Origin of the sequence: Paenibacillus sp. FSL K6-1230, assembly GCF_038002385.1 — a bacterium.
GTDB lineage: Bacteria > Bacillota > Bacilli > Paenibacillales > Paenibacillaceae > Paenibacillus > Paenibacillus massiliensis.
Genome location: NZ_JBBOCK010000001.1, coordinates 1,469,264 through 1,496,137, shown reverse-complemented (window position 1 = coordinate 1,496,137; position 26,874 = coordinate 1,469,264). Strand labels below are relative to the sequence as shown.

The 26,874-nt window shown below is 48.1% G+C and carries 24 protein-coding genes; 3 read left to right on the top strand and 21 right to left on the bottom strand.

The annotated features are described in order from the left end of the window. Positions 1-310: 310 nt before the first annotated feature. From MKX74_RS06545 to ilvB, 12 genes are all read right to left on the bottom strand, one after another. Positions 311-961, bottom strand: a complete 651-nt coding sequence (locus MKX74_RS06545; RefSeq protein WP_033413230.1) for a response regulator — start codon at positions 959-961, stop codon at positions 311-313. Further along, complete coding sequence (locus MKX74_RS06540; protein WP_341177863.1) at positions 961-2,037, bottom strand: sensor histidine kinase; 1,077 nt, start codon at positions 2,035-2,037, stop codon at positions 961-963. Before MKX74_RS06540 ends, MKX74_RS06545 begins: the two co-directional genes overlap by 1 nt. Continuing rightward, positions 2,034-2,492, bottom strand: coding sequence for a GAF domain-containing protein (locus MKX74_RS06535; protein ID WP_341177862.1), 459 nt, complete (start codon positions 2,490-2,492; stop codon positions 2,034-2,036). Before MKX74_RS06535 ends, MKX74_RS06540 begins: the two co-directional genes overlap by 4 nt. Positions 2,493-2,537: 45 nt before the next feature. Beyond that, entirely contained in the window at positions 2,538-3,224 is a 687-nt protein-coding gene (gene narI, locus MKX74_RS06530) for a respiratory nitrate reductase subunit gamma (RefSeq protein WP_018886433.1), read from the bottom strand. Next, positions 3,221-3,787 carry a nitrate reductase molybdenum cofactor assembly chaperone gene (gene narJ / locus MKX74_RS06525; RefSeq protein ID WP_018886434.1) on the bottom strand — a complete coding sequence of 189 codons (567 nt, stop codon included), beginning with the start codon at positions 3,785-3,787 and terminating at the stop codon, positions 3,221-3,223. Before narJ ends, narI begins: the two co-directional genes overlap by 4 nt. After that, the gene (gene narH / locus MKX74_RS06520; protein WP_018886435.1) at positions 3,780-5,381 is read right to left on the bottom strand and encodes a nitrate reductase subunit beta; all 1,602 of its coding nucleotides are present in this window, start codon (positions 5,379-5,381) and stop codon (positions 3,780-3,782) included. The genes narJ and narH overlap by 8 nt, the downstream gene beginning before the upstream one ends. Continuing rightward, entirely contained in the window at positions 5,371-9,045 is a 3,675-nt protein-coding gene (locus tag MKX74_RS06515) for a nitrate reductase subunit alpha (RefSeq protein WP_018886436.1), read from the bottom strand. Before MKX74_RS06515 ends, narH begins: the two co-directional genes overlap by 11 nt. A gap of 600 nt (positions 9,046-9,645) precedes the next feature. After that, a complete protein-coding gene (locus MKX74_RS06510; RefSeq protein WP_341177861.1) occupies positions 9,646-10,362 on the bottom strand; it encodes a YwiC-like family protein in 717 nt (238 codons plus the stop codon). 24 nt (positions 10,363-10,386) lie between these two features. Further along, entirely contained in the window at positions 10,387-10,725 is a 339-nt protein-coding gene (locus MKX74_RS06505) for a cupin domain-containing protein (protein WP_341177860.1), read from the bottom strand. A gap of 259 nt (positions 10,726-10,984) precedes the next feature. Further along, complete coding sequence (gene ilvC / locus MKX74_RS06500; protein WP_025681158.1) at positions 10,985-11,977, bottom strand: ketol-acid reductoisomerase; 993 nt, start codon at positions 11,975-11,977, stop codon at positions 10,985-10,987. Between the two features lie 216 nt (positions 11,978-12,193). Next, positions 12,194-12,676 (bottom strand): acetolactate synthase small subunit, encoded by a 483-nt coding sequence (gene ilvN, locus MKX74_RS06495; protein WP_018886441.1) that lies wholly within the window; start codon positions 12,674-12,676, stop codon positions 12,194-12,196. 1 nt (position 12,677) lies between these two features. After that, positions 12,678-14,423, bottom strand: coding sequence for a biosynthetic-type acetolactate synthase large subunit (gene ilvB / locus MKX74_RS06490; protein WP_025681159.1), 1,746 nt, complete (start codon positions 14,421-14,423; stop codon positions 12,678-12,680). Positions 14,424-15,092: 669 nt separating this feature from the next. On the opposite strand from ilvB, the gene MKX74_RS06485 reads away from it, so the two are divergent. Next, the gene (locus MKX74_RS06485; RefSeq protein WP_341177859.1) at positions 15,093-15,536 is read left to right on the top strand and encodes a GNAT family N-acetyltransferase; all 444 of its coding nucleotides are present in this window, start codon (positions 15,093-15,095) and stop codon (positions 15,534-15,536) included. Position 15,537: 1 nt separating this feature from the next. Here MKX74_RS06485 and MKX74_RS06480 read toward each other — a convergent pair whose 3' ends face one another. The 9 genes from MKX74_RS06480 to MKX74_RS06440 all read right to left on the bottom strand — a co-directional run bounded on the left by MKX74_RS06480 (position 15,538) and on the right by MKX74_RS06440 (position 24,069). Next, positions 15,538-15,888, bottom strand: a complete 351-nt coding sequence (locus tag MKX74_RS06480) for a hypothetical protein (protein ID WP_018886444.1) — start codon at positions 15,886-15,888, stop codon at positions 15,538-15,540. Between the two features lie 205 nt (positions 15,889-16,093). Further along, positions 16,094-17,053 carry an ABC transporter permease gene (locus tag MKX74_RS06475; RefSeq protein ID WP_018886445.1) on the bottom strand — a complete coding sequence of 320 codons (960 nt, stop codon included), beginning with the start codon at positions 17,051-17,053 and terminating at the stop codon, positions 16,094-16,096. 1 nt (position 17,054) lies between these two features. After that, positions 17,055-18,134, bottom strand: a complete 1,080-nt coding sequence (locus MKX74_RS06470) for an ABC transporter permease (RefSeq protein ID WP_341177858.1) — start codon at positions 18,132-18,134, stop codon at positions 17,055-17,057. Next, on the bottom strand, positions 18,127-19,665 hold the full coding sequence (locus MKX74_RS06465) for an ABC transporter ATP-binding protein (protein WP_018886447.1): 1,539 nt from the start codon (positions 19,663-19,665) through the stop codon (positions 18,127-18,129). Before MKX74_RS06465 ends, MKX74_RS06470 begins: the two co-directional genes overlap by 8 nt. Positions 19,666-19,802: 137 nt before the next feature. After that, positions 19,803-20,840, bottom strand: coding sequence for a BMP family lipoprotein (locus MKX74_RS06460; RefSeq protein ID WP_018886448.1), 1,038 nt, complete (start codon positions 20,838-20,840; stop codon positions 19,803-19,805). Between the two features lie 475 nt (positions 20,841-21,315). Continuing rightward, complete coding sequence (gene rplT / locus MKX74_RS06455; RefSeq protein WP_018886449.1) at positions 21,316-21,675, bottom strand: 50S ribosomal protein L20; 360 nt, start codon at positions 21,673-21,675, stop codon at positions 21,316-21,318. A 60-nt stretch (positions 21,676-21,735) separates the two neighbouring features. Next, positions 21,736-21,936, bottom strand: a complete 201-nt coding sequence (gene rpmI, locus MKX74_RS06450) for a 50S ribosomal protein L35 (RefSeq protein WP_018886450.1) — start codon at positions 21,934-21,936, stop codon at positions 21,736-21,738. A gap of 13 nt (positions 21,937-21,949) precedes the next feature. Beyond that, the gene (gene infC, locus MKX74_RS06445; RefSeq protein ID WP_018886451.1) at positions 21,950-22,453 is read right to left on the bottom strand and encodes a translation initiation factor IF-3; all 504 of its coding nucleotides are present in this window, start codon (positions 22,451-22,453) and stop codon (positions 21,950-21,952) included. A gap of 377 nt (positions 22,454-22,830) precedes the next feature. Then, entirely contained in the window at positions 22,831-24,069 is a 1,239-nt protein-coding gene (locus MKX74_RS06440) for a glycosyltransferase family 2 protein (protein ID WP_341177857.1), read from the bottom strand. 960 nt (positions 24,070-25,029) lie between these two features. Between MKX74_RS06440 and MKX74_RS06435 the strand changes: the two genes are divergently transcribed. Both MKX74_RS06435 and MKX74_RS06430 read left to right on the top strand, forming a co-directional pair. Further along, positions 25,030-25,557, top strand: a complete 528-nt coding sequence (locus tag MKX74_RS06435; RefSeq protein WP_018886453.1) for a phosphatase PAP2 family protein — start codon at positions 25,030-25,032, stop codon at positions 25,555-25,557. A 49-nt stretch (positions 25,558-25,606) separates the two neighbouring features. Continuing rightward, positions 25,607-26,746: an MGDG synthase family glycosyltransferase gene (locus MKX74_RS06430; RefSeq protein WP_341177856.1), complete on the top strand. Its 1,140-nt coding sequence runs from the start codon at positions 25,607-25,609 to the stop codon at positions 26,744-26,746. Positions 26,747-26,874 lie beyond the last annotated feature (128 nt).

The window sequence follows — 26,874 nt, the reverse complement described above, 5'->3', positions numbered from 1 at the left end:
GTATACATTGTGTGAATTCTTCACGGATTACCTGAATGCCAAAAAAAGCAGCGATTGCCCACGCGGGACAATCACTGCTCTATGGAATAATGCCAGAGTGTAGCTTAGTACTCAATCATACTGTGGCTTGTACCACATCAGAATCTGCTTACAGGATATCTATGCTTCTAACCGATGCTACTTCTACTTCTACCGTATTTCTATTTGTATTTCTATTTGTATTTCTATTTGTAACTGTATTTGTAGATTCGTTATCTAATTTATATATCCAATTTCTTAATTAGTATTTCTGCTTCTATCATGTAAAAGTTCAGAATTCCAGCAGCTTCTTCTTCAGCACATACTCCAGTAGCTCAGGCCGACTCTTCACATTCAACTTTTCCATGATTCGTGCCTTGTGCGCTTCCACTGTCTTGACGGAGATAAATACCTTCTCGGCAATCTCCTTATTGCCATAGCCCTTGGCGATCAAGGGCAATAGCTCCAGTTCGCGATTTGAGAGCAGGTCGAACGGGTCCTCTGGTCCAGCAGGTGACTTATCCTTATTGAAGAACTCCCTTACGAGGGAAGTAGCCATTTTCGGATGAATATAAGTACCACCTTTGTGAATCGTACGGATTGCCAGCAGCAGCTCCTCATCCGGGGCATTCTTCAGGACGTAGCCTGACGCACCGTTCTTTAATACATGGAAGAGATAATCCTCATCATCATGCATGGTCAGAATAAGGATCTTCGTCTCAGGAAAATCCTCCTTGATCTTCCCCGTAGCAATGAGTCCGCTCTCCCCTGGAGGCATGCTGAGGTCCATAATCAGAATATCCGGCTTGAACTTGGCGGTGATCTGATAAGCCTCCAGGCCATCTGCCGCCGTTCCGATGACCTCCATGTCCTCCTGGAAGTTCAGAATCATGGAGAAGCCACTACGCACAATAGCGTGATCATCGGCAATGACAATACGAATCATGCTTCACTCTCCTCATGTCGCTCTCGGGTGGGAATACTTAGCAGCACCCTTGTGCCCAATCCTTCTCTCGACTGTAGGCTAAAGCTCCCGCCAGCCAGCTCGGCACGCTCCTGCATGCCATACAGTCCCATTCCTGTGCCGAGTGGATCAGCAGCTGGATTGAACCCAACTCCGCGGTCCTCCACAATAAGCTGAAGCAGCTCTCCGGAATCCGTAAGCGTAACTTCAACGTTATCCACTTGAGCATACTTCAAGGCATTGAGCAAAGCCTCCTGGCCTACTCGATATATGACCGTCTCGACCTCACTGCGATACCGCTTCTGGGAAATATCCGATGTGAATTGCACCAATAGCCCGTAGCTCTGCTCCAGTCGCTTGATATGCGAGCGAAAGGCTGCCTCCAGCCCCAGATCATCCAGCGCAGGAGGACGCAATTCCACTGACAGGTTGCGGATATCATCCAGCAACCGAGTCATCGAGGCTTCCGTCTGCTTCACCTTCTTGAGCAGTTGGTCATCCTCGGTCATATATTTCAGCACTCGCAGATCAACTACAGCGCTCATTAACTCCTGAGCCACGCTGTCGTGCAGCTCCCTAGATATGCGTCTGCGCTCGTTCTCCTGTGCTTCAATGACATGCTTCATCATCTTGTTCTGATACAGCTTCTCCTGCGTCTGGTACTGGGTCGCAAGATCACGTAGCATGAATACCCGGATACCTGCTTCTGAATCAATGGTATGAAAAGATGCGGCATAAGGGACGATTCCTCGACCACGGGTCTCTAGATAGACCTGGAATGATGGTAGCTCCTCAGACTCTGGCACTTGAAAATAACAATCCAGACAGGTTCGGAACTCCGTGTCACTCATGTAACCCCGACATGCAGAGCATAGCGCACGATGCTGACCCTCATACAGACGCTCCTGGACATCATCGCCCACAATCGCTTCAGCAGCCGGATTCATGGCGAGTGTTCTGCCACTACGATCGAAGAGCAGAATGGCCTCCGTTGTATTTTCGAACAGCTTGGTAATGATTGGGGTGAGGTCTGCCAATGGGGTCGGTGTCGTCACGGGGATACCTCCTCTATACCATGGATGTTCTGAAATCCGTCCTGAGCTTGTCGTATCAACTGCTGTAGCATCATTTCCGTCACGCATCTATCGTCTCTGTATGCTCCCAGGAGCACACCTTCCACGCGTCCTTCTCTCCATATCGGAACAGCCACCACGCTTCTTAGCTGTTCGGATTGTACAATAGGATAATTGAACAGACTGTCTGCTTCGGCATATTGCTCCATCGACGGAATTAGAAGAGGCTTACCCGTCTTGAAGACGATTCCGGCGATGCCTTTACCCGACCGCAAGACAATTCTGCGATACCGTTCATTCCGGTTACCGGATACATAGACCCACCGGATTACATAATGATATTCCGCTGGCTGAACCATCGCAAGCCCCATGAAATCATAGCCACACTGGGCTCGCGCCTCATCAAGCTCCAACTGGAATGCGGACTTGTTATTCATCGCTCATCTCCTGTGAAAACGGGAAAAGAAGGCTGTGCCTTCTCCCTAGCTTGATTTATGTCTCCTATACAGGATATAACTTCTGCCTACATAATTCAACGGTACGCTCCATACATGCACAAGGCGTGTAAACGGCCAGAAGGCCAGAATACCAAAGCCCATGAGCACGTGCAACTTAAAGGATAAAGGTACATCCGTCATCAAGGATGCATCCGGCTGCAAGTAGAATAGCCCACGGAACCAGATCGAGATCGTCTCCCGATAGTCAAATTCAGGCTGTACTGCGTTCGTAACAAGCGTAGCAAACATTCCCATACATACAATCGTCAGTAGCATAACATTTACAGCCATATCAGAAGCTGAGCTCAGGCGCCGAACATTACGTACAGTGAAGCGTCGAGCAGTTAGCAGCAGCATTCCCAGCAGCGTGATCGCACCGAACAATCCCCCAATATATACGGCTCCGATATGATACATATGGTCATTGACACCCAGTGCGTGCATCCATGATTTTGGAATACCAAGACCGGATACGTGACCAAAGAATACTGGAATGATTCCGATGTGGAACAGCATGCTGCCCGCTCTTAGATGCTTTTTCTCAATAAATTCGCTGGATTTAGCCGTCCAATTGAACTGATCCTGCCGATAACGATAGATGTGACCAATTACAAACACGGCCAGACAGAGATAGGGGAAAATTACCCATAGTAACTGATTCAACATGGTCATTGTGCAGAAGCCTCCTGTCGAGTACACGCCTTGAGCGTCTCACGCAGCCCCTTGATCAAGGAAGCATATGGGCTATCTTGTTTCACCAGCTCCTGATGCATGGTATACGTCCCATCCTCTATAATGGCTAGCGGCATACGGAAATTGTCCGCTGCATTCGCATCTCCTCGCCAATCGGCCGCATAAAAGAATTCACACATGAGCGGCAGGAAATCCGGCAACTCTTCATCAGGCATTTCTAGTCCGAACATTTCGTATAGCATCTTGAGCTTAGCCAGCATCTGCCCGCGCTCTTTGCCGTCCTCATAATGAGAATAGGTCATGTACAATGTGCATTTCTTATCAAAATCAAAGGTCTCTGAGTAGTGCTCCCTTACTTCATCCAGACTCAATTGACGTATGCGCGCTGCATAGGCCTTAATGTGGTCAGCAGCGGGGTGATCCGCTGCTACCGCCTCCTCCGGCAGGTCACCGAGAAAGTCTTGTGCCTCCGGGTACATCAGTTGTCTGGAGAAAAAAGCGAGCACAGGCTTGTATTGATACAACAAATCAAGATCAATCACGCCAAATCCCTCCAAAGAAGTTCTCGTCGAATACGCCTTTCTCCGGCTCCTTCGGCGCTGTCTGTGTCTGGAACAGGCCTGCCGTACCGATGCTGCAGCCTGTGCATCCGCCACAGTCCGTACTACTGGAAGCTGTGCCCCCCATAACGGAATTGAAACCTGTAGACCCCTGATCACGATAAGGGTCCTCCACATACTGCTCACGGTGAGAAGTAGGAATCACGAAGCGATCCTCGTACTTGGCAATCGCCAGCAAGCGATACATCCGTTCAGTCTGACCAGCGGTCAGGCCGACACGAGTCAGACGCTCCACATCGTAATCAGCACCCGTGTTCAATGCTCTCATATAAGATCGCATCATCGCCATCCGTTGCAATGCTCCCTTCACCGGCTCGACATCCCCAGCGGTCAGCATGTTAGCCAGGTACTGGATCGGTGTCCGCATCTCGTCAATCGCCGGGAAGATGAGGTCTGGATTCGCGATCGAATCCTTACCCTCGAAATAGTTCATGATCGGGCTCAGCGGCGGTACATACCAGACCATAGGCATGGTGCGGTACTCTGGATGAAGCGGGAAGGCCAGTCGATGCTCAATCGCTAGCTGATAGACTGGCGAGTTCTGCGCTGCTTCAATCCAGTCCTCGGAGATGCCGTCTTTACGAGCCTGAGCGATAACTTCAGGATCATTCGGGTTCAAGAACAGATCACATTGTGCTTCATACAGGTCTTTCTCGTCTTCCATGGAGGCAGCTTCCAGTACACGATCAGCATCGTAGAGCAGTACACCCAGATAACGAATCCGTCCAGTACATGTCTCGGAGCAGACCGTTGGCAGTCCAGCTTCAATTCTTGGGAAGCAGAATGTACATTTTTCGGCTTTATTTGTCTTCCAGTTGAAGTACACTTTCTTGTATGGGCACCCTGTCATGCAATAGCGCCAGCCGCGGCATGCTTCCTGATCCACCAGAACAATGCCGTCCTCATCCCGTTTATACATCGCTCCTGAAGGGCAGGAGGCTACACAACTCGGATTCAGGCAGTGCTCACACAGTCGAGGCAGATACATCATGAAAGATTGCTCAAAGTTCATTCGAATCTCTTCTTCAATCTTTTGGATGTTCGGGTCCAGCGGGCCCGTCACATGGGCACCAGCCAGATCATCCTCCCAGTTCGGTCCCCACTCCAGGTTCATCTTGTCGCCTGATACGGCAGAATGCGGTCTTGCTGTAGGAAAATGCTTTTGTTCCTTCGCATTGGTCAAGTGCTCATAATTGTATGTCCATGGCTCATAGTAGTCTTTCATCTCAGGCATATCCGGATTGTGGAAGATTTTACCGAGGGCGATCTTAGACAGCTTACTGCCCGACTTGAGCTCCAGCTTGCCTTTGCGCAGCTGCCAGCCCCCTTTATAGACCTCCTGATCCTCCCAGCGCTTCGGATAGCCGATACCAGGCTTGGTTTCTACATTGTTGAACCAGATGTATTCCGCGCCTTCACGGTTCGTCCAGGTCGTCTTGCAGGTAACACTGCACGTATGGCAGCCGATGCATTTATCCAGATTCAGGACCATGCCGATTTGTGCTTTAATCTTCAAGCCAGTTGACCTCCTTCATTTTGCGGACCGCTACATATACATCCCGTTGGTTACCGATCGGGCCGTAATAGTTGAATCCATAGCTGAGTTGTGCGTATCCACCTACCATTTGTGTAGGCTTGAGATGAATCCGGGTCGGTGCATTGTGGCTACCACCGCGTGTTTCTGTAATCTCGGAGCCCGGCACATTGATGTGCTTATCCTGGGCATGGTACATGAACATCGTACCGCGCGGCATCCGTGGACTGACTACCGCACGAGCCGTTACTACCCCGTTACGGTTATATACTTCGAGCCAATCATTGTCTGCAATCTGATGCTCTGCGGCATCCTCATCGCTGATCCAGACGGTTGGACCTCCACGGAACAGCGTAAGCATATGCTGGTTATCCTGATAGGTGGAGTGAATATTCCATTTCCCGTGTGGTGTCAGATAACGAAGCACCAGCGTATCCTGTCCACCTTTGACCTCGCGATCTCGTGTACCGAATACCATTGGCGGCAATGTTGGCTTGAACACCGGCAACGACTCACCATATTGCAAGAAAATCTCATGATCTATATAGAAGTGCTGTCTTCCCGTCAATGTTCGGAAAGGAACGAGCCGTTCAATGTTGGTCGTGAATGGCGAATACCGACGTCCCGACTTGTTGGAGCCTGTGAACACAGGCGTTGGTATAACCTCTCGCGGCTGAGCCGTGATTCCTTGGAACGTAATCTTCTCCGCAGCCCGATCAGCCGAAATATCGCGCAGCGGCACACCATGTTCCTTCTCGGCTTCAATATAAGCCTTCTGCGATACTCGACCATTCGTTGCTGAAGACAGATGCAGGATAGCATCAGCTACTTGACGAGCGTTACGGATACGAGGAAGTCCGTTCTTGATGGAGTCATCTGAATATACTCCGTTAAGCTGCTTCAATTCCTCGTACTCATCAGCCACCGAGAAGCTTACTCCGTGTGCCCCAGCCTTGCCCGTCGTCAGCTTCGGACCGAGGGATATGAATTTGTCATAGACCCGGGTGTAGTCGCGCTCTACAATGCTGAAATTCGGCATTGTGCGTCCTACTACCGCTTCAGTCTCACCTTTGGCCCAATCTTTCACAAGCCCCATTGGCTGCGAAATTTCACTAATCGAATCATGACCCAGCGGTGTTGTGACAACATCTTTGTACACACCTGGCAGAGAGGTCTTCGCCATCTCCGAGAATACCTCAGCCAGACGACGATAGATATCCCAGTCCGACTTCGATTCCCACAGGGGATTAATCGCCGGGTTAAATGGATGCACGAATGGATGCATATCCGTCGAGGACAGATCCGTCTTCTCATACCATGTAGCTGCTGGCAGGACGATGTCGGCGTACAATGGAGTTGCTGTCATCCGGAAGTCAAGGGCTACCATTAGATCGAGCTTTCCTTCCACATCCTCACGCCACACAATCTCTTCTGGCTTCTCTTCTTCATTCGGGCGTGCCAGCAGAGCATCAGATGCGCCAAGCAGATGCTTCAGGAAGTATTCCTGTCCCTTGGCGGAGCTGGAGATCAGATTAGAACGCCACACGAAGAGTGAGCGCGGGAAGTTCTCTGGCGCACCAGGGTCTTCCACTGCAAAGCGAGTTCGACGTGAGCGCACTTCCTCTGCTGCATAATCCACAATGTCCTGATCGGTTTTGGCACCTTGCTTCGCAGCTTCCTCAGCGAACAGCAGACTGTTCTTATTGAATTGAGGGTAGGAAGGCAACCAGCCAAGTCGCGCCGCAAGCACGTTGTAATCAGCAGGGTGATTATATGTGAGCTCGCCTCCAGTAGGCGATTTCAATGAATCCGTTCCACTTTCCTCATATCGCCATTGCTCTGTAGCAAAATAGTAGAAGGAGGTTGCGTTCTGCAAGCGTGGCGGAGCCTGCCAATCTCTCGCAAAGGCAATCGTAGACCATCCTTCAATCGGACGTAATTTCTCCTGACCGACATAATGCGCCCAGCCGCCGCCGTTCACACCCTGCGAGGCAGTCAGTACCACCAGGTTCAGTACGGAACGGTAAATGGTATCGCTGTTGAACCAGTGATTAATACCAGCTCCCATGATGATCATGGAACGACCTGAGGTATCCAGAGAATTTTGAGCGAATTCACGAGCAATCTGAACAACTACAGATGCCTTCACACTGGTGATTTTTTCTTGCCAAGCCGGTGTGTAATGACTCGTAGCATCATCATAGCCCTTCGCATTCGTCTCATGAGGAATACGTTCTACACCATATTGGCTCATCATCAGGTCATAGACTGTAGCTACATAACGCTCACTTCCATCCGCCAGTTGGATACGGCGTGCAGGAATGACTCTTCTGAACGTACCATTACCTTGGTTATCAAAATACGGGAATACGATATCCTCCCAGGTCTCACCGTGTCCGGCTACTGTCAGTGCTGGCTTCACAGGAGTGCCATCCTCCCGCTCCAGAATGAGATTCCACGCCTTCCCTGGTTCCCAGCGCTGTCCCATAGTTCCATTAGGGACCATGACTTCTCCGATATGCTCGTCATAAATGACTGGCTTCCAATCCGCATGAGGAGACGTTTCTCCCAGATCACTAGCCCGTAAGAAGCGGCCACCTTTCCATGCATCCTCATGTGTGTCTAGCAAGATCAGGAACGGCATATCTGTGAATTGCTTGGCGTAATCAAGGAAGAAGGGTTCCTGGCGTTCCTTGTAAAATTCATTCAGAATAACATGCGTCATCGCTTGGGCCACGGCTGCGTCTGTACCTGGATGCGGTGCCAGCCAGTTATCTGCGAACTTCACGTTCTCAGCTTGGTCAGGCGCGATGGATACGACCTTCGTCCCCTTGTATCGTACCTCAGTCATGAAGTGGGCATCTGGCGTACGAGTCAGAGGCACGTTGGAGCCCCACATAATCAGGTAACCGGCATTGTACCAGTCCGAGGACTCCGGTACATCCGTCTGCTCGCCCCAGATTTGCGGAGAGGCAGGTGGTAGATCCGCATACCAGTCATAGAAGCTAAGCATTTCTCCACCCAGAAGCGAGATAAAACGTGCACCGGAAGCATAGCTGATCATGGACATGGCTGGAATAGGTGTGAAGCCTGCAATACGGTCAGGTCCATAGGTTCGAATGGTATAAATTAATTGTGCCGCAATAAGCTGCAGGGCGTCGTCCCATTGGACCCGAATGTGCCCGCCTTTACCTCTCGCCTTTTTATATATTTGAGCTTGCTCAGGATTCTCTACAATGCTCGCCCATGCCTCTACAGGATTACTATGCTTGGAGAGCGCATTTTGCCATAGACGCCACAGCTTCCCACGCATATAAGGGAATTTCACCCGTAGCGGACTATATTCATACCAGGAGAACGAGGCTCCGCGTGGGCATCCTCGAGGCTCAAATTCTGGCATATCCGGTCCACAGGAGGGATAATCAATCTGTTGATTCTCCCAAGTAATGATTCCGTTCTTGACGAATACCTTCCAGCTACAGGAGCCGGTACAGTTGACTCCATGTGTGGTGCGGACGACCTTATCATGAGACCAGCGCTGACGATAGACGTTCTCCCACGCTCTGTCTTTCTCTTCAAGAATGGACCAGTTGTCGGAATAACCTTCGATCGGTCTGAAGAAGTTCAGTTTTCCTTTTCTTTTCATCGGGAAGGACGCTCCTTTGGGCAAAAATGATGAAGTAATATAAAATAGAAGCAATAAATAGAAGTAAAACAACGCACTTTCAACTGCAAGCCATATCTTGCAGCAGGTGGATACCTTCATTATGCGTGAGCGTAGCCTCTGTTCCCATTAGGGAATATCCTATTGCCAGCAGGGAATTCCCCCATTGTGATCAAAATCTGTTGAATATGCTCGACAAATGACACCGATTCACCCATATGGCAGCATCAATGCTATGATGGAGAGAACATCTTATGGATTAATTTGGAGTTGAAGGTAGGGAGACTGCCACGGCAGGTACAAAGGAGGATTCTGTTGTACATAATCGCATTTATTATCATGGGGATTACTGGCATAATATCTTTGATTCATATTGTATTTGGCCTCAGGCAACATGGCGAAGGAATGAATTGGCTGCTACAAATCTCGGAGCTTCTATTCTTCGCATCACTCCTATTTATTGTTGTTCGGCGTCCTAACAAGAAAAGAAAATAATATTATGAATTACAAAAAGACTCCGCTCCTTATGCTGCAGGTGCGAAGTCTTATTATTTTCACTGTATAGGGTAATCCAAACTGTCGTCACACCGGGTAGAACAACACTACGGCGGCAAGCATCATCAGAGTGAAGCACAGTTCTGTAACTCCCGTCATCTTGACGGACAGGCCACGTTTAGGGAACACAGTAGCCCTAATGAGCAGCAGTAGCGCTGGAATGGCCAGCAATGGCGTAATCCAAGCCACACCTAGTATGAACAAGGCATGATACAGCAGTGATGCTTTATAGTAGCTAGTGTTATTTTTCTCACGGATCATTGTCTTAACATAGATCGCGGTACCTACGAAATAACCTGCAGAGAGAAGGAATAATTCATTCGCCGTATGCCACTCCATGATTCCGCCCAGATAAGCAACTGGATAAATGAAGGAGCAGAACATCAGAATGGCAATGATATCGTTCAGCAGCGCTCGCTCATTCTTCGTCTTGGCAAAATAAACATTGGGTATAAAAAACAGCATTAGCAACGCGCCGTAGCCGATCAATCTCCATTCATGCCATAGCAATATGGCGGCTAGCGGTAGTATGGCCAAGCTGTATACTAAGACAGGGCCTGCGTAGCGTTGACGCTTGCCCGTCTTCACCCATTGCAGTACTGGATAGCTGCACAGATAGACGATAACCCAGCATATCAGCAAGGGAATATGTACAAGTCTCACATTGGAGACGTACAGCCCCAGCAGAAAAGGCAGAAATAGCATCGCCCACGCTCCGTGCTGCTTGGGAAGATAACGATTCATCGGTATCCCCTTTCGTGTCGTTAATTATATATTTTGTGCATATTTAGGGCTTGGGATATGGCTTAGTACTACATACAGGCTAGCAGCCTTGTCCCCAGTATTGCGGAACAGAAAATTCTCCTCCCCTGATAGCTGCAGTGCGTCTCCTTTACCGACTTCAACAGCTACATCATCAGCTACAACCTGCCCTTCTCCTTCCAGAACGAGAATGCTGACCTCCGCCCCAGGATGTCGATGAGCAGGAAGCTCCTGTCCAGGCAAGAAGTTCAGCACGAAGACAAGTTGATCCCCTTGATGCAATACTCTTTTGGTAAAACGGTCCTCCCGATACTCTAATACATCAGCAAGTGCTGTTTTGTTCATCACGATAACCTCCAAGTCATAAGATTGTACAAACCGAGTATATCGAGAGAAGGTGCTGATTTTTGTGATTTCAATCACATTTGACAATGCAATAAGTCGGCTAGTCGAAAAAACTATTCTATGTATTCCCAGTGGTTACAATCTGCCCAAATAAATCATGAACAAAGAACGAAGCGGCCCAGATCAAGCAGGCCGCTTCGTGAAGAGATGATGCTATTTAGATCCGATGATACATTCTGGCTCCCGTTAAGGTCAGTTCTTATTTCTTAGTCCAGTGCATCATTTCACGCAATTGTCCGCCTACTACTTCAAGCGGGTGGTTCGCTTCGTTACGACGAGTAGCTGTCAGGAAAGCACGACCGGATTGATTTTCAAGGATGAAGTCACGTGCAAATTTACCCTGTTGGATATCGGAGAGCACTTCTTTCATCGCTTTCTTCGTATCTTCAGTTACTACGCGAGGACCAGTTACATAGTCACCGTACTCTGCTGTATTACTGATGGAATCACGCATTCCAGCCAGACCACCTTCATACATCAGGTCTACAATCAGCTTCAGCTCGTGCAGACACTCGAAGTATGCCATTTCTGGAGCGTAGCCAGCTTCAGTCAGCGTTTCGAATCCGGCTTTAACCAGAGCACTCACGCCACCGCACAGTACAGCTTGCTCACCGAACAGATCCGTCTCTGTTTCTTCACGGAAGGAAGTCTCGATAACCCCTGCACGTGTACAGCCGATACCTTTAGCATAAGCAAGACCAAGCTCTTTGGCAGTGCCTGTAGCATCCTGCTCAATTGCGATCAGACCCGGTACGCCGAAGCCTTCAACATAAGTACGACGAACCATATGACCTGGGGATTTAGGAGCAACGAGCAACACGTCGCTGTCTTTAGGTGCTACGATTTGACCAAAGTGTACGTTGAAGCCGTGGGAGAACATGAGCGCAGCGCCTTTTTTCAGGTTAGGCTCAATTTCGTTTTTGTACACGGACGCTTGAGTCTCATCTGGCATCAGGATTTGTACTACATCTGCTTTGCTAGTAGCGTCTGCAACAGACAATACTTCAAAGCCATCGTTCTTCGCTGCTTCAAAGGACTTCCCTTCACGCAGGCCGATGACAACGTTCAGACCGCTGTCTCGCAGATTTTGCGCCTGTGCATGGCCTTGGCTACCGTAACCGATGACGGCAATTGTTTTTCCTTTAAGTACGCTAAGCTCTGCATCTTTTTCATAATACGTTGTCACTGGCATGATTTAATTCCTCCTTATATTTGGGAACCCTTCATAATGAGCGGGTGCTCTGGAAGCTCAGCTGAATGACATTAGAATCACGTTCAGCTTCCCGAGCCCCCGCTCATTACGGGGTCAATCTTACTTGTTTAATCTTTGACTTTTTAGTCATTTAACTATTTAATACTGCACTGCTCTTTAAGCGTTGATTCGCTAAAGCTGCACTGTCCCAAATGGCTACAGATTGCCGCGAACCATCGCGGTGACACCTGTTCTGGACAGCTCACGAATTCCGTAAGGCTTCACCAGTTCAATCATAGCATCAATCTTGCTGGTATCTCCAACTACCTGAACCGTCAGACTTGAGCTTCCAATATCAACAACTGATGCTCTAAAGGTGTCGACGACACCCATAATCTCAGGACGCTGCGGCGGTTCTGCCTTTACCTTGATCAGGGCCAGCTCTCTGGCCACCATTGGCTTGGAGCTAAGATCAATAACCTTGATGACATCAATCAACTTGTACAGCTGCTTCTCAATCTGCTCCAGTGTATGCTCATCCCCTGGTGTGACGATGACCATTCTGGAAAGACCCGCTTCCTCCGACTGACCTACCGTAATACTCTCAATGTTAAACCCGCGGCGTCCGAACAATCCCGCGACACGCTGCAGAACACCGGGCTGGTCGTTCACCAGCACTGCAATCGTATGCTTCATCATGCTACTCGTCCCCCATCAGCATTTGATCAATCGCCGACCCTTGCGTCACCATTGGATATACGTTCTCTTCCTTGCTAACGACGAAATCAATCAGAACAGGGCCTGGTGTATTCATAGCCTCTTGCCATGCTTGCTCTGCTTCGGCCTTCGTCGTCGCACGCAATCCTTTCACGCCATAAGCTTCAGCCAGCTTCACAAAATCCGGACTGCCTGCCAGGTCGATATGACTATAGCGATTATCATAGATCAATTCCTGCCATTGCCTTACCATGCCGAGCACCTGATTGTTAATAACGACAATCTTGACCGGAATGTTGTTGATCGCACAGATCGCGAGTTCCTGAGAACACATCTGCATCCCACCATCACCGTTAATGGAAATGACGAGTCTGTCTGGATGTGCCATCTGAGCACCAATCGCTGACGGGAAGCCGAAGCCCATCGTTCCGAGTCCACCTGAGGTCACCCATGAACGTGGCTGATTGAATTTGTAGTACTGGGCAGCCCACATCTGATGTTGACCTACGTCAGTAGTGACAATAGCTTCACCCTTCGTTGTATCGTTCAGCAGTTCGATAACCCATTGCGGCTTGAGGACCTCATCAGAATCCTTGTATGCAAATGGCTTCGCCTGCTTCCATTCCTGGATTTGCTTACGCCATGCGTCTGCCTTGTCCGCCCGCTTCACTTCCTCGTTCGCTTGCGCCAATACAGTCTTCACATCTCCCACAATCGGGATGTCTGTTGGTACATTCTTACCGATCTCTGCCGGATCAATGTCGATATGAACAATCTTGGCATGTGGTGCGAATTCTGATAGCTTACCTGTCACACGGTCATCGAAGCGTGCCCCGATGTTAATGAGCAAATCCGCCTTCTGAATCGCATTGTTCGAAGTGTAAGTACCATGCATACCAGGCATGCCTGTCCACAGCTCATGTCCACTTGGGAATCCGCCCAAGCCAAGCAATGTCGTGGTAATCGGAATTTGTGTCTTATTCACGAATTCGTAGAGTTCCTCATGTGCACCCGAGTAGACTACTCCACCACCTGCAAGGATGAATGGGCGTTCTGCTTCGCCGATTGCCTGAACCAGTTTATCCAATTGCAGCTTATTAGGCGTAACCTTCGGATTGTAGCCTCTCATGGCTACTGGCTCAGTCTGTGGTACGAAGAGTGTCTTCGCTGCGGATACATCCTTCGGAATGTCTATTAGCACCGGTCCCTTACGTCCGGAATTCGCAATATGGAAAGCCTCGTGAATGACTTTGGACAGGTCAGCCACATCACGAACCAAGTAGCTGTGCTTCGTAATTGGCATCGTAATGCCCGTAATGTCTGCTTCCTGGAAGGCATCTGTTCCGATCAGGGATGACATGACATTACCAGTAATGACTACCATTGGAACAGAATCCATATACGCAGTGGCAATCCCTGTCACCAGATTCGTGGCTCCTGGCCCTGAGGTTGCAATACATACCCCGACCTTGCCGCTTGCACGTGCATAGCCGTCAGCCGCATGAATGGCTCCTTGCTCGTGCCGTGTAAGTACATGCTTGAAGTCCTCGAATCCGTACATCGCATCGTAAATGTAAAGCACCGCGCCTCCGGGATAACCGAATACGCAATCTACACCCTCCAGCAGCAAGCTCCGCAGCAGGATTTCTGAGCCAGTAATGACTTCAGGCCGCATCCATTTCTCACGTAATTCTTCAGTTGACCGCACTTCAGGGATTTGAGCGCTCATGGGTCATCCTCCTTCACAAAGATTACATACATCTTACATACAACAGCAACAAAGAAAACAAAAAAACCTTCCATCCCAGAAAGCAGATTATTCCGCTTTACGAGGGACGAAAGGTTGTTCTTCCGTGGTACCACCCATATTTGTTCGCTACCTCACAGTATCGAACCTTGGCAGGTATAAAAAATCATCGATAAATAGGCCAGGCCTTTTTTATACACTGTCGTCTGTAACGTAGACTGTACGATTCCCCCTAATAAGTACAGCTCTCGCTGAATACCTTTCAGGGAAATAGCTCCGAGGTGAGCTCGTATATAAGGGGTATTGGCGGAACTTGCAGCAACATCATTCCACTCTCTGGACAACAGGGCCCTTAAAACTTCGTCCTCATCATTGCTGATTGCATCTGTAGTTCAATCAAATGTTTAGACACATTATATGACCCCTATGTAGGGATAGTCAATACCTTTCACGCAACAAAAAAATGTTTATTTCGATGTTTTGTGTTTCATTGCCTTTCCTGCCTCGGTGTAAACGTTCTCGAAAAGCCAACTTAGCACTAGTATACCATTCGTGCATATGATACAGCAAAGCCAAGATTCCAGAGTTGATCTTTCCTTCTCAGGTATCGAGGTATCGGCTCTCGACTCGCACGTACAGGAGGATGCTCACATGATCCGACACCGCAAATCTGCCCAAGATGACGCAGCCATTCGGTGGCTGATTGATCAGGAGCTAGTACCATTATCTCACTTGTCTCCTCAGGATATTCAACAAGTTAAGAAGGATCTGCCCCGGAGACTTCGCCGGGGCGTCACCTTTGTTAGCTGTGAGGATCATGATGCTCAGGCGGTTGGTTTTGTTCACCTTTTCGTGTACGGTGCTCTCTTGAACATTGATATGCTGGCCATAGATACCTCCAAGCAAAGAAAGGGGCATGGAAGTAGCTTGCTTCGTGCTGCTGAGCAATATGGCCGTCTCAAGCAATGCAGTAAGGCTAAGCTGCTAGTCGATGAGGGTAATCAGCGAGCCGTACGCTTTTATTTAAGACATGGGTACCACATTGCTCGCTATATCTCTGCAAGTCGTTGCTATGAGCTGGATAAGCTACTTTAATTTAGAAGAATCCTCCACCATAGGGTCCGTACGGGCCAGGACCATACGAATACGGCACAGGTTTGGGCGTATCGCAGCCATCTCCACACCCTGGATACCCACCACCTGGGTAACCCCCGCCTGGATAGCCACCATAGACATAAGGTGCCGTTCCAATAGCCAAGAGATCGAATAATACCAGCGGGATGATTGCTTTCGTGTGCACTTTTTTACCTTTGTTTCTCTGCAGGATCAGCTTGTTCCCGGAGATACGCAGTAGCTTGCCTGTTACACGCGAGCCGTCTTTTTTCATAGCAACAATCTGCTTACCTACCAGTTGCTTCGCTTGTGTTCTGGTCACAGATGATTTCAATGCTAGAACCTCCTTCCCCATGCAGGGACAATGTTGCGATTGGTTGTACCAACCTGCATAACTCACATTATTCAACGGTGGAACTATCGGATTGTTCGTCTGTCCCATGCAGCAGAAGTTAGGTGAACGAAGAGCATCCCAGCAACAAAAAAAACAGCAACCCTCCACTATGGAGAATTGCTGTTCGCCTGTATATTTGTTTTTTTTACCGTTTGCCCGGATCATAAGGCTGTCCAAGTGCCGCAGGCGCATGTGAGCGTCCTACAGCGGCTACCAGCACAATAATCGTGAGCAAATAAGGCATCATATAGATAATTTCCTGGGGAATACTCTTGGACCAATCGAACAAGGTAACATAGTTACGAATGGCCTGGGAGAACCCGAAGAACACTGCGGCCCAGAATGCTCCGACAGGATTCCATTTTCCGAAGATCATGGCAGCAATTGCGATAAAGCCCTGACCTGAAATCGTATTGTGAGAGAACGTATTGGTCGTCGTTAATGTAATCGTAGCCCCACCGATTCCAGCGAGCGCACCACTGATCATTACACCCAGGTAGCGCAAACGATTAACCTTGACCCCAACCGTATCCGCTGCACTTGGATGCTCACCTACAGCGCGTAGACGAAGACCAAAAGGCGTCTTGTTCAGCACATAGTAGCTTGCGAATACCAGAATTACGGCCAAATAGGTTGTCGGATAAGCGTTGAAGAAGACACTTCCGATGAATGGAATGTTCGTCAACCCATCAATATTCAGCTTGGCGAAGCCTTGCACCAAGTCCGTCTCACCTGAGCCGTTAAAGAGCAGCTTCACAAGATATAGTGTGCTTCCTGCTGCCAGGAAGTTAATAACGATACCACTGATAATCTGATCCGCCTTGAAGGTGATGGACGCAACAGCGTGAATGAGGGATACGATAATCCCGAAGACAGCAGCTGCCAGTACTCCTACGCAGGCGGCAGCAAAGCCACTCAGTCCAGCAGACTCCGCATAGTAAGCCCCAATGCCCGCAGCAAAGGCGCCGAATACCATTAGACCCTCGATCCCCAGATTGGTGACACCAGAACGTTCTGAGAAGATGCCGCCGAGTGAGGCGAATATGAGCGCTGTAGCAAACACAAGCGTCGTATTGATGAGCTGACCCAAGGTTACTAAATCCATATTACAACACCTTCTCTTTCTTGCGCTTCATGTAGAACGGCTTCAGGACCCAACGTACGATCCCTTGTGCCGCAATGAAGAAGATAATGGACCCGATTACGATACGTGTAATCTCTGGCGGCACATCTGCTGTAAAGCTCATCCCTGCAGAGCCATAAGTCAGTGTACCGAAGAGCACCGAGCCCAGCAAAATACCAAATGGATTATTCATTCCAATCAGAGCGACGGCGATGCCGTCAAAGCCTGTTCCTGGTGAACCAGCCATAACAGATTGATAATGGAACACGCCGAGCACCTCGAAGGCACCAGCAAGTCCAGCAAAGGTTCCACTGATGAACATCGCCTTCACCACATTGCGATTCACATTCATCCCTGCATAGCGTGATGCATCCTGGTTGAAGCCTACTGCACGTAGCTCAAATCCTTGCTTGGTCTTCCAGAGGAAAATGTAGAAGAAGATCGCTGCCAATACAGCTATCAATGTACCCCAGTGAACACGAGCATTGTCCATCATTTGAGCCAGCCAATCAATGGAGATCGAAGCGGTCGGCTCAATATCGAGCGATCTGTTCTGTCCTTCCAGCAGCATGGTCCGATTTACCACAAGGTTCGCAGTAAATAATCCGATCCAGTTCAACATGATACAGGTGATAACCTCGTTGACGCCCCGTGTTGATTTAAGGATACCCGCTATGGAAGCCCACAGGCCACCAAATACCGCACCAGCGATGATAGCCAGAGGTGCATGAATGAATGCTGGCAAGCCCTTAAACTGGATCGCGACTACAGAAGCTGCCGTCATGCCGATCAGGAATTGTCCCTCACCACCGATATTGAACAAGCCTGCACGCGCAGCAAAAGCGAACGCCAGACCCGTCATAATAAGCGGAGTCATCTCACGAATGGCTTCCCCGAAGTTGTAAGCATTTCCGTATACACGCGTGAACAGTGCCCCATAGGCCGTAATTGGATTATAACCACCGACCATCATAACAAGAGCTCCCAATATAAAGCCCATAATAATGGCAACTATAACGAGGACGAAGGAATCCTTCGTAAAAAATTTAAGAATGTTAGCCATGCTCCGCACCTCTCTTCGCCGTGCTGCCTGCCATCATCATACCAAGCTCTTGGTCATTGGTATGCTCCGGAAGCACTTCACCTACAATATGACCTTCATAAATGACTGCGATGCGGTCCGACACATTCATAATTTCATCCAACTCAAAAGAAATCAACAGAACTGCCTTACCCTGATCTCGCTGTGCAATAAGCTGTTGCTGCACGAACTCGATGGCCCCTACATCAAGTCCGCGTGTAGGCTGGGCAGCAATCAGTACATCAGGATTCTTGTCAATTTCCCGCGCAATGATGGCTTTCTGCTGGTTACCACCGGACAGGGAGCGTGCTTTGGTACTAATACTTGGTGTACGCACGTCAAACCGCTCAATCAGACGCTTCGCTTGGGCATAGATCGCCTCGAAATTCAAGAAGCCCTTATTGTTGTATGGCTTCTGGTAATACGTCTCCAGAACCATGTTCTCGCTCATATCAAAATCGAGCACCAGACCATGCTTGTGACGATCCTCAGGGATGTGAGCAACCCCTGCCTCAGAGATGTGACGAGGGGACTGATTCGTGATTTCCTTGCCCAGAAGCATTACATTCCCGCTATCCACCTTGCGCAGTCCTGTCAAAGCCTCAATCAGTTCACTCTGCCCGTTGCCATCGACGCCAGCAATCCCTAGAATTTCACCAGCCTTCACCTGCAGGCTAAGCTTGTCCAGCACAGAGATGCCATCTTTATTCTTGGAGACCAAATCCTTGATGTCCATAACGACTTGACCCGGCTCGGCCGCTTTCTTGTCTACCTTGAAGGAGACACGACGTCCCACCATTTTTTCGGCAAGCTCATTCGGAGAGGTCTCCGAAGTGGTAACTGTATCAATAACCTTCCCGCGGCGAATAATCGTTACCGTATCGGAAATGTGCATAATTTCCTTCAGTTTGTGCGTGATTAGGATGATGGACTTGCCTTCAGCTACGAGGCGCTTCATAATGTCCATCAGCTCGCTGATTTCTTGGGGTGTCAGAACGGCTGTAGGCTCATCAAATATGAGAATGTCCGCTCCGCGGTACAATGTCTTGATAATTTCTACCCGCTGTTGCATACCTACTGAAATATCCTGAATCTTGGCATTCGGGTCCACACTAAGTCCATATTGCTCAGACAATCTGCGCACCTCGGCAGCAGCTTGCTTGTAGTCAATATTAACCCCCTTGCGCGGCTCCGAGCCAAGAATTATATTCTCGGTTACAGTGAATGGCTGTACAAGCTTGAAATGCTGGTGCACCATACCAATGCCCAATTCAATAGCCTTATTGGGTGTATCAATGGTTACCGTTTTGCCATTCATTTCGATCGTGCCTTCTTCCGGCTGATACAAGCCGAATAGAATGTTCATCAGCGTAGACTTACCCGCTCCATTCTCTCCAAGCAGTGCATGAATCTCACCTTTAAACAGCTTCAAGCTAATGGAGTCGTTGGCAACGATGCCGGGGAATCGCTTTGTAATTTGCTTTAACTCAACGACTGGAGTCGCTGCATCCATGAGATCACCCTTACATTAAGATTGTTGGCTTGAATTTTTACATGCTGTAGACGTAAGAACAAGGCTAGTCTTGGGAACCAGCCTTGTCATTTTACAATCCTGTTGTACCTTTTCCTTGTTCAGATCGAACTCAGTTATTATTCAGCAGGAACCGTAATTTCACCATTTACGATCTTTTGTTTGTACTCCTCAACTTTATCCAGTACATCCTGGCTGAGGTTCTTGTTAGTTTCAGGAAGACCTACACCGTTCTCCTTCAGCGTCAGTGTCTCGATGCCGCCTTTGAACGTACCATCAACAACTTCTTGAGATACTCTCTTCACCGCTTCATCTACACGCTTGATCATGGAAGTCAGTGTAACTTCGTCACCGAATTCAAGAGATTGGTCTTTATCAACACCAATAACCCATACTTGTTGACCTGCTTTCACACGGGACAGAGCTTCATTGAACACCCCGTTACCTGTAGCGCCAGCTGCGTGGAAGATAATATCTGCACCATCATTGTACAATGTTGCAGCAGCAGCTTTACCTTGGTCAGGCTTGTCAAAAGCACCTGTGTAGTTCGAGATTAGCTTAGCATCTGGATTGGCAGCCTCGATACCCGCTTTGAAGCCAATTTCAAAACGCTTGATCAGTGGGCTGTCTTGTCCACCTACGAAACCAATTTTGTTCGTTTTTGTTGTCAGACCAGCAACAACACCTACGAGGAAGGAACCTTCATTCTCAGCAAAAGTCACTGATTTAACATTAGGAAGATCTACAACGCTATCGATGATACCCAGGTTACTGTCTGGGTTCTCTTTAGCAGCTTTCTCGATGGCGTTAGCCAGGTTGAAGCCGATACCCCAAGTCAGAGCGTAACCATCCTTAATGAACTGGTTCAGGTTCGGATCATAGTCTTGGTCGTTTTTACTTTGCAAGTATTTAACGGTTGCACCGCCTTCTGCTTGAACAGCCTCAAGAGCTTCCCATGCAGATTGGTTAAAGGATTTGTCGTTTACCCCACCAACGTCAGTTACCATACCGATCTTCAATTCGGATTTTGGAGCTTCGCCGCCGGAAGCGTTACCGCCACCTTCATTGCTTGCGCCTTGACCGTTGTTACCGCAACCAGCCAGAATTACGGAGATAGCCAGAAGCATTACCAAAGACATACTGAATAGTTTCTTCATTCTGAATATGTTCCCCCTTAATGTTAAATCCTTAACTGCCTGACTCACTTTGACATATCTTGTCTATATCTGTTGAGGAAGCTGTTATGGACGCTTACTGTAGAGATTATACAATTAAGCCCGTACAAAATCCAGTTGAAACGTGACCTTTGGTCAATTTTTTTTAAGCACTGCACAATGAAAGCGTTATAATTTGGCGAAAAACAAACAATATTACACGTAATGGAATATTCATTCGTGTTTCAATGATATTTTAACAATTTCCCCGTGTATATTTGTAGTTTTCACTTGAACTTCATTTAACATACCTAAGAACCTTTTTGCTCCATATGTATATTATTGGAATTAATATAGTGGGCACAAGAAAGCCCCCATCATGAACTCCAAAAACGGTCACGTTACAGAGGCATTTGTTCTTAAGATTAATAGTCATAGAAAAACCGCCGGAGACCGGCGGCTTATTCGATTGCATGACTTATGCGTTGATTTTTTCTTTTGCTACGCCAGCCAGCGAGTTGAACGCGTTGATATCGTTCACAGCCAGGTCAGCCAGCATTTTGCGGTTCATGTCGATACCAGCCAGCTTCAGACCATGGATCAGCTTGCTGTAGGACAGACCGTTCATACGAGCAGCTGCATTGATACGTACGATCCACAGCTTACGGAAGTTACGCTTAGTTTGACGACGGTCACGGTAAGCGTATACCAGGGATTTCATTACCTGCTCATTAGCAGTTTTGAAAATGCGGTGTTTGGAACCAAAATAACCTTTAGCAAGCTTCAATACTTTTTTATGACGACGACGAACAACGAATCCGCCCTTTACTCTAGCCATATTCAAAGACCTCCCAAATAATGTTTATGCTTGTTGTACTTCCAAATAATCCGTCCGATACTATTTCAGGTTAGCCAATCCTTGCTTCAGGCGTCTTACATCACCTGGAGCCATAACAGGATTAGTGCCCAATACGCGCTTAGCACGCTTCGATTTGTGGGAAAGCAAGTGGTTCTTGTAAGCTTTGTAACGAGTCACTTTACCGGATCCGGTAATTTTGAAGCGGCCTTTGAGGCTGCTGTGAGTTTTCATTTTAGGCATTGTTACTTCCTCCTCAATTTTCCTTAAGCTTTGGAGCCAATATCATAATCATGCTGCGCCCTTCCAGCTTAGGCTGGCGCTCCACGGTGCAAATGTCTGCAACTTCAACCTTTACGCGTTCCAGAATTCGCTGGCCGACATTGGCATGTGCAATCTCACGACCGCGGAAGCGGACAGAGCATTTCACCTTGTCGCCGGCTTTCAGGAATTTCACAACATTGCGGAATTTGGTCTGATAGTCATTTTCCTCAATGTTGGAACGGAACCATACCTCTTTCACATCAACGATTTTCTGGTTTTTACGGGCTTCCTTGTCTTTCTTCTGCTGCTCGTAACGGAATTTGCCGTAATCCATAATGCGACATACCGGCGGCTTCGCCTGTGGTGCCACATTTACCAGATCCAAGTTCAGATCAATCGCCATCTGCAGTGCCTCTCGGGTCGGCTTGATGCCGATTTGTTCCCCATTGGCACCAACCAAACGAACTTCACGTACCCGAATCTCATCATTGATCATATGTTCCTTACTAATAACCTTCCACCTCCAGAAACTGAATGGATATAATCAAAAAAAGGGATGCAGGCTCGACAGCCGACATCCCTTCTAAATCACAATTCTTCATGAAGATAAAGCATCTCATAAATGATTGGATGAAGACCAGCCGATAGGATTATCGGTCAGGTGAGAAGTCGACCTTCTACTTGATCAATCCATGCTCAATAGCATACTCGATTATTATATATCATGATTTTGTACAGAGTCAAGTCTTTTCACAAAAAAAAATTTGAAGCCATGCGAGCAATTATCCTCAGCATGACTTCGAGCCTTGCACTAATCGCCACTAGAAAATGGGACACACTACATCAGCGCGCCAACTGCTTACTTAGCGATGATTAGCCTTGCTTGCTTTGAACCTCTTCCAGTCGTACTACACGGGTATGCTGTGTATGGCTCCATTGCTTGTTGTTCTGCGTGAAGAACGCATAGAACGTAATCGGATACCAAGAGATCAGATACACCGGGAATAGGAGCAGATACAGATACACCTTCTTGTAGGTCACCTTTTCGAGTGCCATGGCTGTCAGGAAGGTAACGATATTCAAGCCAATAGCAACTACACCGATCCATAACGGGAAGTGCTGATAGATATTTGCGATATTTGGTCCTTTGAAAAACACGTTATCCACCCACATTGCTGCGGTCATAAGGAAGGTGAACAAGACGATATACACATTCAGCCCGTAGAGAGCCATATCGAACTTGGTCAGACTCCGTTCTTTAAGCGCCTGCCAGAACAATGGGAAGAAATAACGACGGGCCACCGTAAAGTGTCCCTGCATCCAGCGCAATCTTTGTCTCGATGAAGCCTTGAATGTCAGCGGCTTCTCGTCATATACCTTGGCTTCGTAGTTGAATCTCGGATATACGTTACGCTGCGTACAACGCATTGTGAACTCAAGATCCTCTACCAGACTGGTTGCGCCCCAGCCCATTTCCTTCAGCAGGTTGGTCTCAAAGCACATTCCTGTACCACCAAGGAAATTCGCCATTTTCAAATTACTACGGGACAACTGCCACAGGCGATTGATATACCAGTAGGAAATGCCGTAGGCAGCTGTAATCCAGGAATCCTCAGGATTCTTCGTATCAATGTATCCCTGAATGACACGTGCACCGTCGCACAGGTCATTATTCATTTCCTTCAGGAAGTCAGGATGGGCAAGATTATCAGCATCGAACATAACGATGGCGTCATATTGACGCGGCATCTTCCACAGCTCCTTGAGCATCCATTCAATAGCGTAGCCTTTACCTCTCAGATTCGGGTTCGTACGTACACAGGCATTCATGCCATGACTACGGACAATGTCCGGAGTGCGATCCGTGCAGTTGTCGCAGATGACGAACACATCGTACAACTCTTTCGGGTAATTCAATTGCTTCAGATTCTCCATGAGAGCCCCGACTACCTGTTCTTCGTTGTGTGCCGCTACCAGTACGGCAAAAGTTTTGACTGGCTCCGCATGCTGCTTTTTCTTCTTGCGATACAAGCCAAATAGTGAGAAACCAAACTGATAGACTGCGATTAGCGCAAGCAGAAGCTGCACCGTAATAAATATTGCGTCCAGCATGTTCTCCTAGAACCCCCTTTTTATACCCTTCCAATCATCATGGAACTGTCTGTCTGTTTCTTTCTCTTGTTTCTGTTTCTTTTTTATCTTTGTGTTCAAGCTTTCATGACAGGTTCCCCTGCCAAAGACCCCTGTGTTTCATTTTACTGGATGTTGAAGAATGCTGCTGAACCTCCCATCGGAATGCCATCTCGATTTTCCTTGGTTTTCATTCTTTTGTCAAAACCTTTAATTTGCTTCTTATGGCAGAAAAACCGTCTGGAATCTCCGATTATGGGGATGTTAAGCCTTCACTCTTTCAATCGTGCCTGTTATTGCTTATTCTCATCCATTTGCTTACTTTTTATTTCTTTGGTCCCTCCCTTCGACAAACTACAGTAGACGCGATGCCTATCTGAAGGAAGATTGGACAAAGTTGGTGCGTGAACAGTTATTTCCGATTTCATTAGTTTATATAACTTAATTCACCTATCTTGAATCACTCGCTGCATGAGTCCCAGGTATGATTCTTGTCTTATTCAAGACGAAGTGATCAAGGAATTTGTTGCCATTCATTATGATTTTGCACGGTTTTAACATTTACCTGCCATTATGTTTCTTGAAAAAGTGCACAATAGAAAATATGATGAATGAGTACCTAATCTCTCCCTAAAAAAGGATACGGCACAGCAAAAAGGGCCCAGCGAATTTTGTTGAATCAGAGTGTTTCATAGGGAATTTTCCCTTCGTAGCTTAGAAGCGTGTATAATATGTATTCTTGGTATATATTCCATAAGTGCACGACTGACTGGCTAACTTGTACGAGTTGCACACCAATTCATTGGCTAAAAAATGATCTGTGACGAAGCACCAGAAATCATATTATGTAAATGTTGGAGAAAGGGCCCGATAAGCTGGCCATAATTATAAGCTTAAATAAACTACCGCGTCGCCAAGCGAAGCGGTTGCCGGAGGAACGCCATGAATCGCTTAGTTATCAAATTGCTCCAATGGGAACATGGAGTATTCAAGTTCATAAACGGAAGGCTGCACAACCGTTTCCTGAACTTCTGGCTGTACTATCTCACCCACCTGGGAGGGGCTACGTTTACGATTTCTTGTTCCTTATTATTATGGTTCGCAGCACCAGCTCCTTGGGGAAATGTAGCTTTCAAGTCGCTTGTAGCACTGGCCGTCAGCCATATTCCTGTAGCGATTGCCAAAAAACTGTATCCTAGAGTCAGACCTTACATCAAGCTGCCTGGTACTAATACCTTTCGCAATCCTTTGACCGATCATTCTTTTCCGTCAGGGCATACTACAGCTATCTTTTCAGTAACCGTGCCATTCATGGCACAGGCCCCGATTCTCATGGTCGTGCTTCTACCCATTGCCATGATCGTAGGGGTTTCCCGAATCTATCTCGGATTGCATTATCCATCTGATGTACTGGCAGGCGCCACACTCGGCTCCTCGGCTGCGCTGGGTACAGTTGCATTCTGGCCATAAACCTTATATGTTAAGACTGAGTAAATCCTGCAGGAACAGGTGAACAGATGTGACAAAAAAACGTGTCTTGTTGTTATCAGAGGGCTTCGGGGCTGGGCACACGCAGGCTGCCCATGCACTCTCAAGTAGTCTGCGCAGGCTGTCACCACATGTCCAGACCAAGGTAATGGAGCTGGGCACCTTTCTAAATCCCAGGATGGCTCCATGGATCATTACAGCCTATAAGAAAACACTTACCTCTCAGCCTCGTCTGGTCGGCATGGTGTATCGTCATCAGTATAAGAAGTCACTTAATCGGTTAACAACCATGGCTCTTCATCGATTGTTCTATACCCATACAAGAAGCATCATTCGCCAGCTTAAACCGGATATGATTGTATGTACCCATCCCATCCCTAGTGCAGTAATCTCAAGACTGAAGCGGCTGGGATTAAACGTGCCGCTCTGTACAGTCATCACCGACTATGATGCACACGGTACCTGGATCACACCGGAGGTAGACAAATATTTTGTCTCGACGCCAGAGGTCATGCGCAAGCTTCGCACCAGAGGAGTTCCGTTCATGAAGATACAGGTGACCGGAATCCCCGTACACCCGGACTTCTGGGAGCATCCTAGTCACGAGGAGATTCGGGAACAGTTCGGACTTAAGGCCATCCCTACGGTGCTTGTGATGGGAGGCGGCTGGGGGATGCTGAATGATACGCAGCTTCATGAGTTCATTTCCCGCTGGAAGAAGGATATTCAGATTATCTTTTGCCTTGGTAACAATCATAAAATGCTACAGAAGCTACAGCAGGACAGCCGCTACAGGCATCCTCATATCCACCTGCTCGGCTTCACCCGCGAGATTGATAAGCTGATGGAAGTGTCGGACCTTCTGATTACCAAGCCTGGGGGAATGACTTGCTCTGAAGGTCTGGCCAAAGGAATTCCGATGCTGTTCCATAACCCATTGCCAGGACAAGAGGAAGAGAACAGCCAATACTTCACTGCCTTAGGCTTGGGGGAGACGATCTCATCCACAGATGTCATCGTCAAATGGATGAATCGGATGGTTCACCATTATACAGAGGTGCAGCAAAAGCGTAAGGCCCAAGCCGCCCGCATCGCCATGTATCACCCACTACAAAGCGCACAAAGCATTATCGACATGCTGGAGCGTAGCCAGCAAGGAGTCATACAATAGAACATTTCTGACAGTCGGCTCACGCAGAGCCACGATCATCAGGACTTATAACTAACAAACCGCCTCCGAAGTGAAAGAAGAGTCTTCCACTTCGGAGGCGGTTTTCTTTATCCGATATTATTGACGGA

Excerpts from the sequence above, each read along its gene's own strand:
- MKX74_RS06535 (WP_341177862.1), bottom strand. The coding sequence starts at position 2,492 with ATGAATAACAAGTCCGCATTCCAGTTGGAGCTTGATGAGGCGCGAGCC.
- narI (WP_018886433.1), bottom strand. The coding sequence starts at position 3,224 with ATGACCATGTTGAATCAGTTACTATGGGTAATTTTCCCCTATCTCTGT.
- MKX74_RS06515 (WP_018886436.1), bottom strand. The coding sequence starts at position 9,045 with ATGAAAAGAAAAGGAAAACTGAACTTCTTCAGACCGATCGAAGGTTAT.
- MKX74_RS06510 (WP_341177861.1), bottom strand. The coding sequence starts at position 10,362 with ATGAATCGTTATCTTCCCAAGCAGCACGGAGCGTGGGCGATGCTATTT.
- MKX74_RS06505 (WP_341177860.1), bottom strand. The coding sequence starts at position 10,725 with ATGAACAAAACAGCACTTGCTGATGTATTAGAGTATCGGGAGGACCGT.
- ilvC (WP_025681158.1), bottom strand. The coding sequence starts at position 11,977 with ATGCCAGTGACAACGTATTATGAAAAAGATGCAGAGCTTAGCGTACTT.
- ilvN (WP_018886441.1), bottom strand. The coding sequence starts at position 12,676 with ATGATGAAGCATACGATTGCAGTGCTGGTGAACGACCAGCCCGGTGTT.
- ilvB (WP_025681159.1), bottom strand. The coding sequence starts at position 14,423 with ATGAGCGCTCAAATCCCTGAAGTGCGGTCAACTGAAGAATTACGTGAG.
- MKX74_RS06485 (WP_341177859.1), top strand. The coding sequence starts at position 15,093 with ATGATCCGACACCGCAAATCTGCCCAAGATGACGCAGCCATTCGGTGG.
- MKX74_RS06475 (WP_018886445.1), bottom strand. The coding sequence starts at position 17,053 with ATGGATTTAGTAACCTTGGGTCAGCTCATCAATACGACGCTTGTGTTT.
- MKX74_RS06470 (WP_341177858.1), bottom strand. The coding sequence starts at position 18,134 with ATGGCTAACATTCTTAAATTTTTTACGAAGGATTCCTTCGTCCTCGTT.
- MKX74_RS06465 (WP_018886447.1), bottom strand. The coding sequence starts at position 19,665 with ATGGATGCAGCGACTCCAGTCGTTGAGTTAAAGCAAATTACAAAGCGA.
- MKX74_RS06460 (WP_018886448.1), bottom strand. The coding sequence starts at position 20,840 with ATGAAGAAACTATTCAGTATGTCTTTGGTAATGCTTCTGGCTATCTCC.
- rplT (WP_018886449.1), bottom strand. The coding sequence starts at position 21,675 with ATGGCTAGAGTAAAGGGCGGATTCGTTGTTCGTCGTCGTCATAAAAAA.
- rpmI (WP_018886450.1), bottom strand. The coding sequence starts at position 21,936 with ATGCCTAAAATGAAAACTCACAGCAGCCTCAAAGGCCGCTTCAAAATT.
- infC (WP_018886451.1), bottom strand. The coding sequence starts at position 22,453 with ATGATCAATGATGAGATTCGGGTACGTGAAGTTCGTTTGGTTGGTGCC.
- MKX74_RS06440 (WP_341177857.1), bottom strand. The coding sequence starts at position 24,069 with ATGCTGGACGCAATATTTATTACGGTGCAGCTTCTGCTTGCGCTAATC.
- MKX74_RS06435 (WP_018886453.1), top strand. The coding sequence starts at position 25,030 with ATGAATCGCTTAGTTATCAAATTGCTCCAATGGGAACATGGAGTATTC.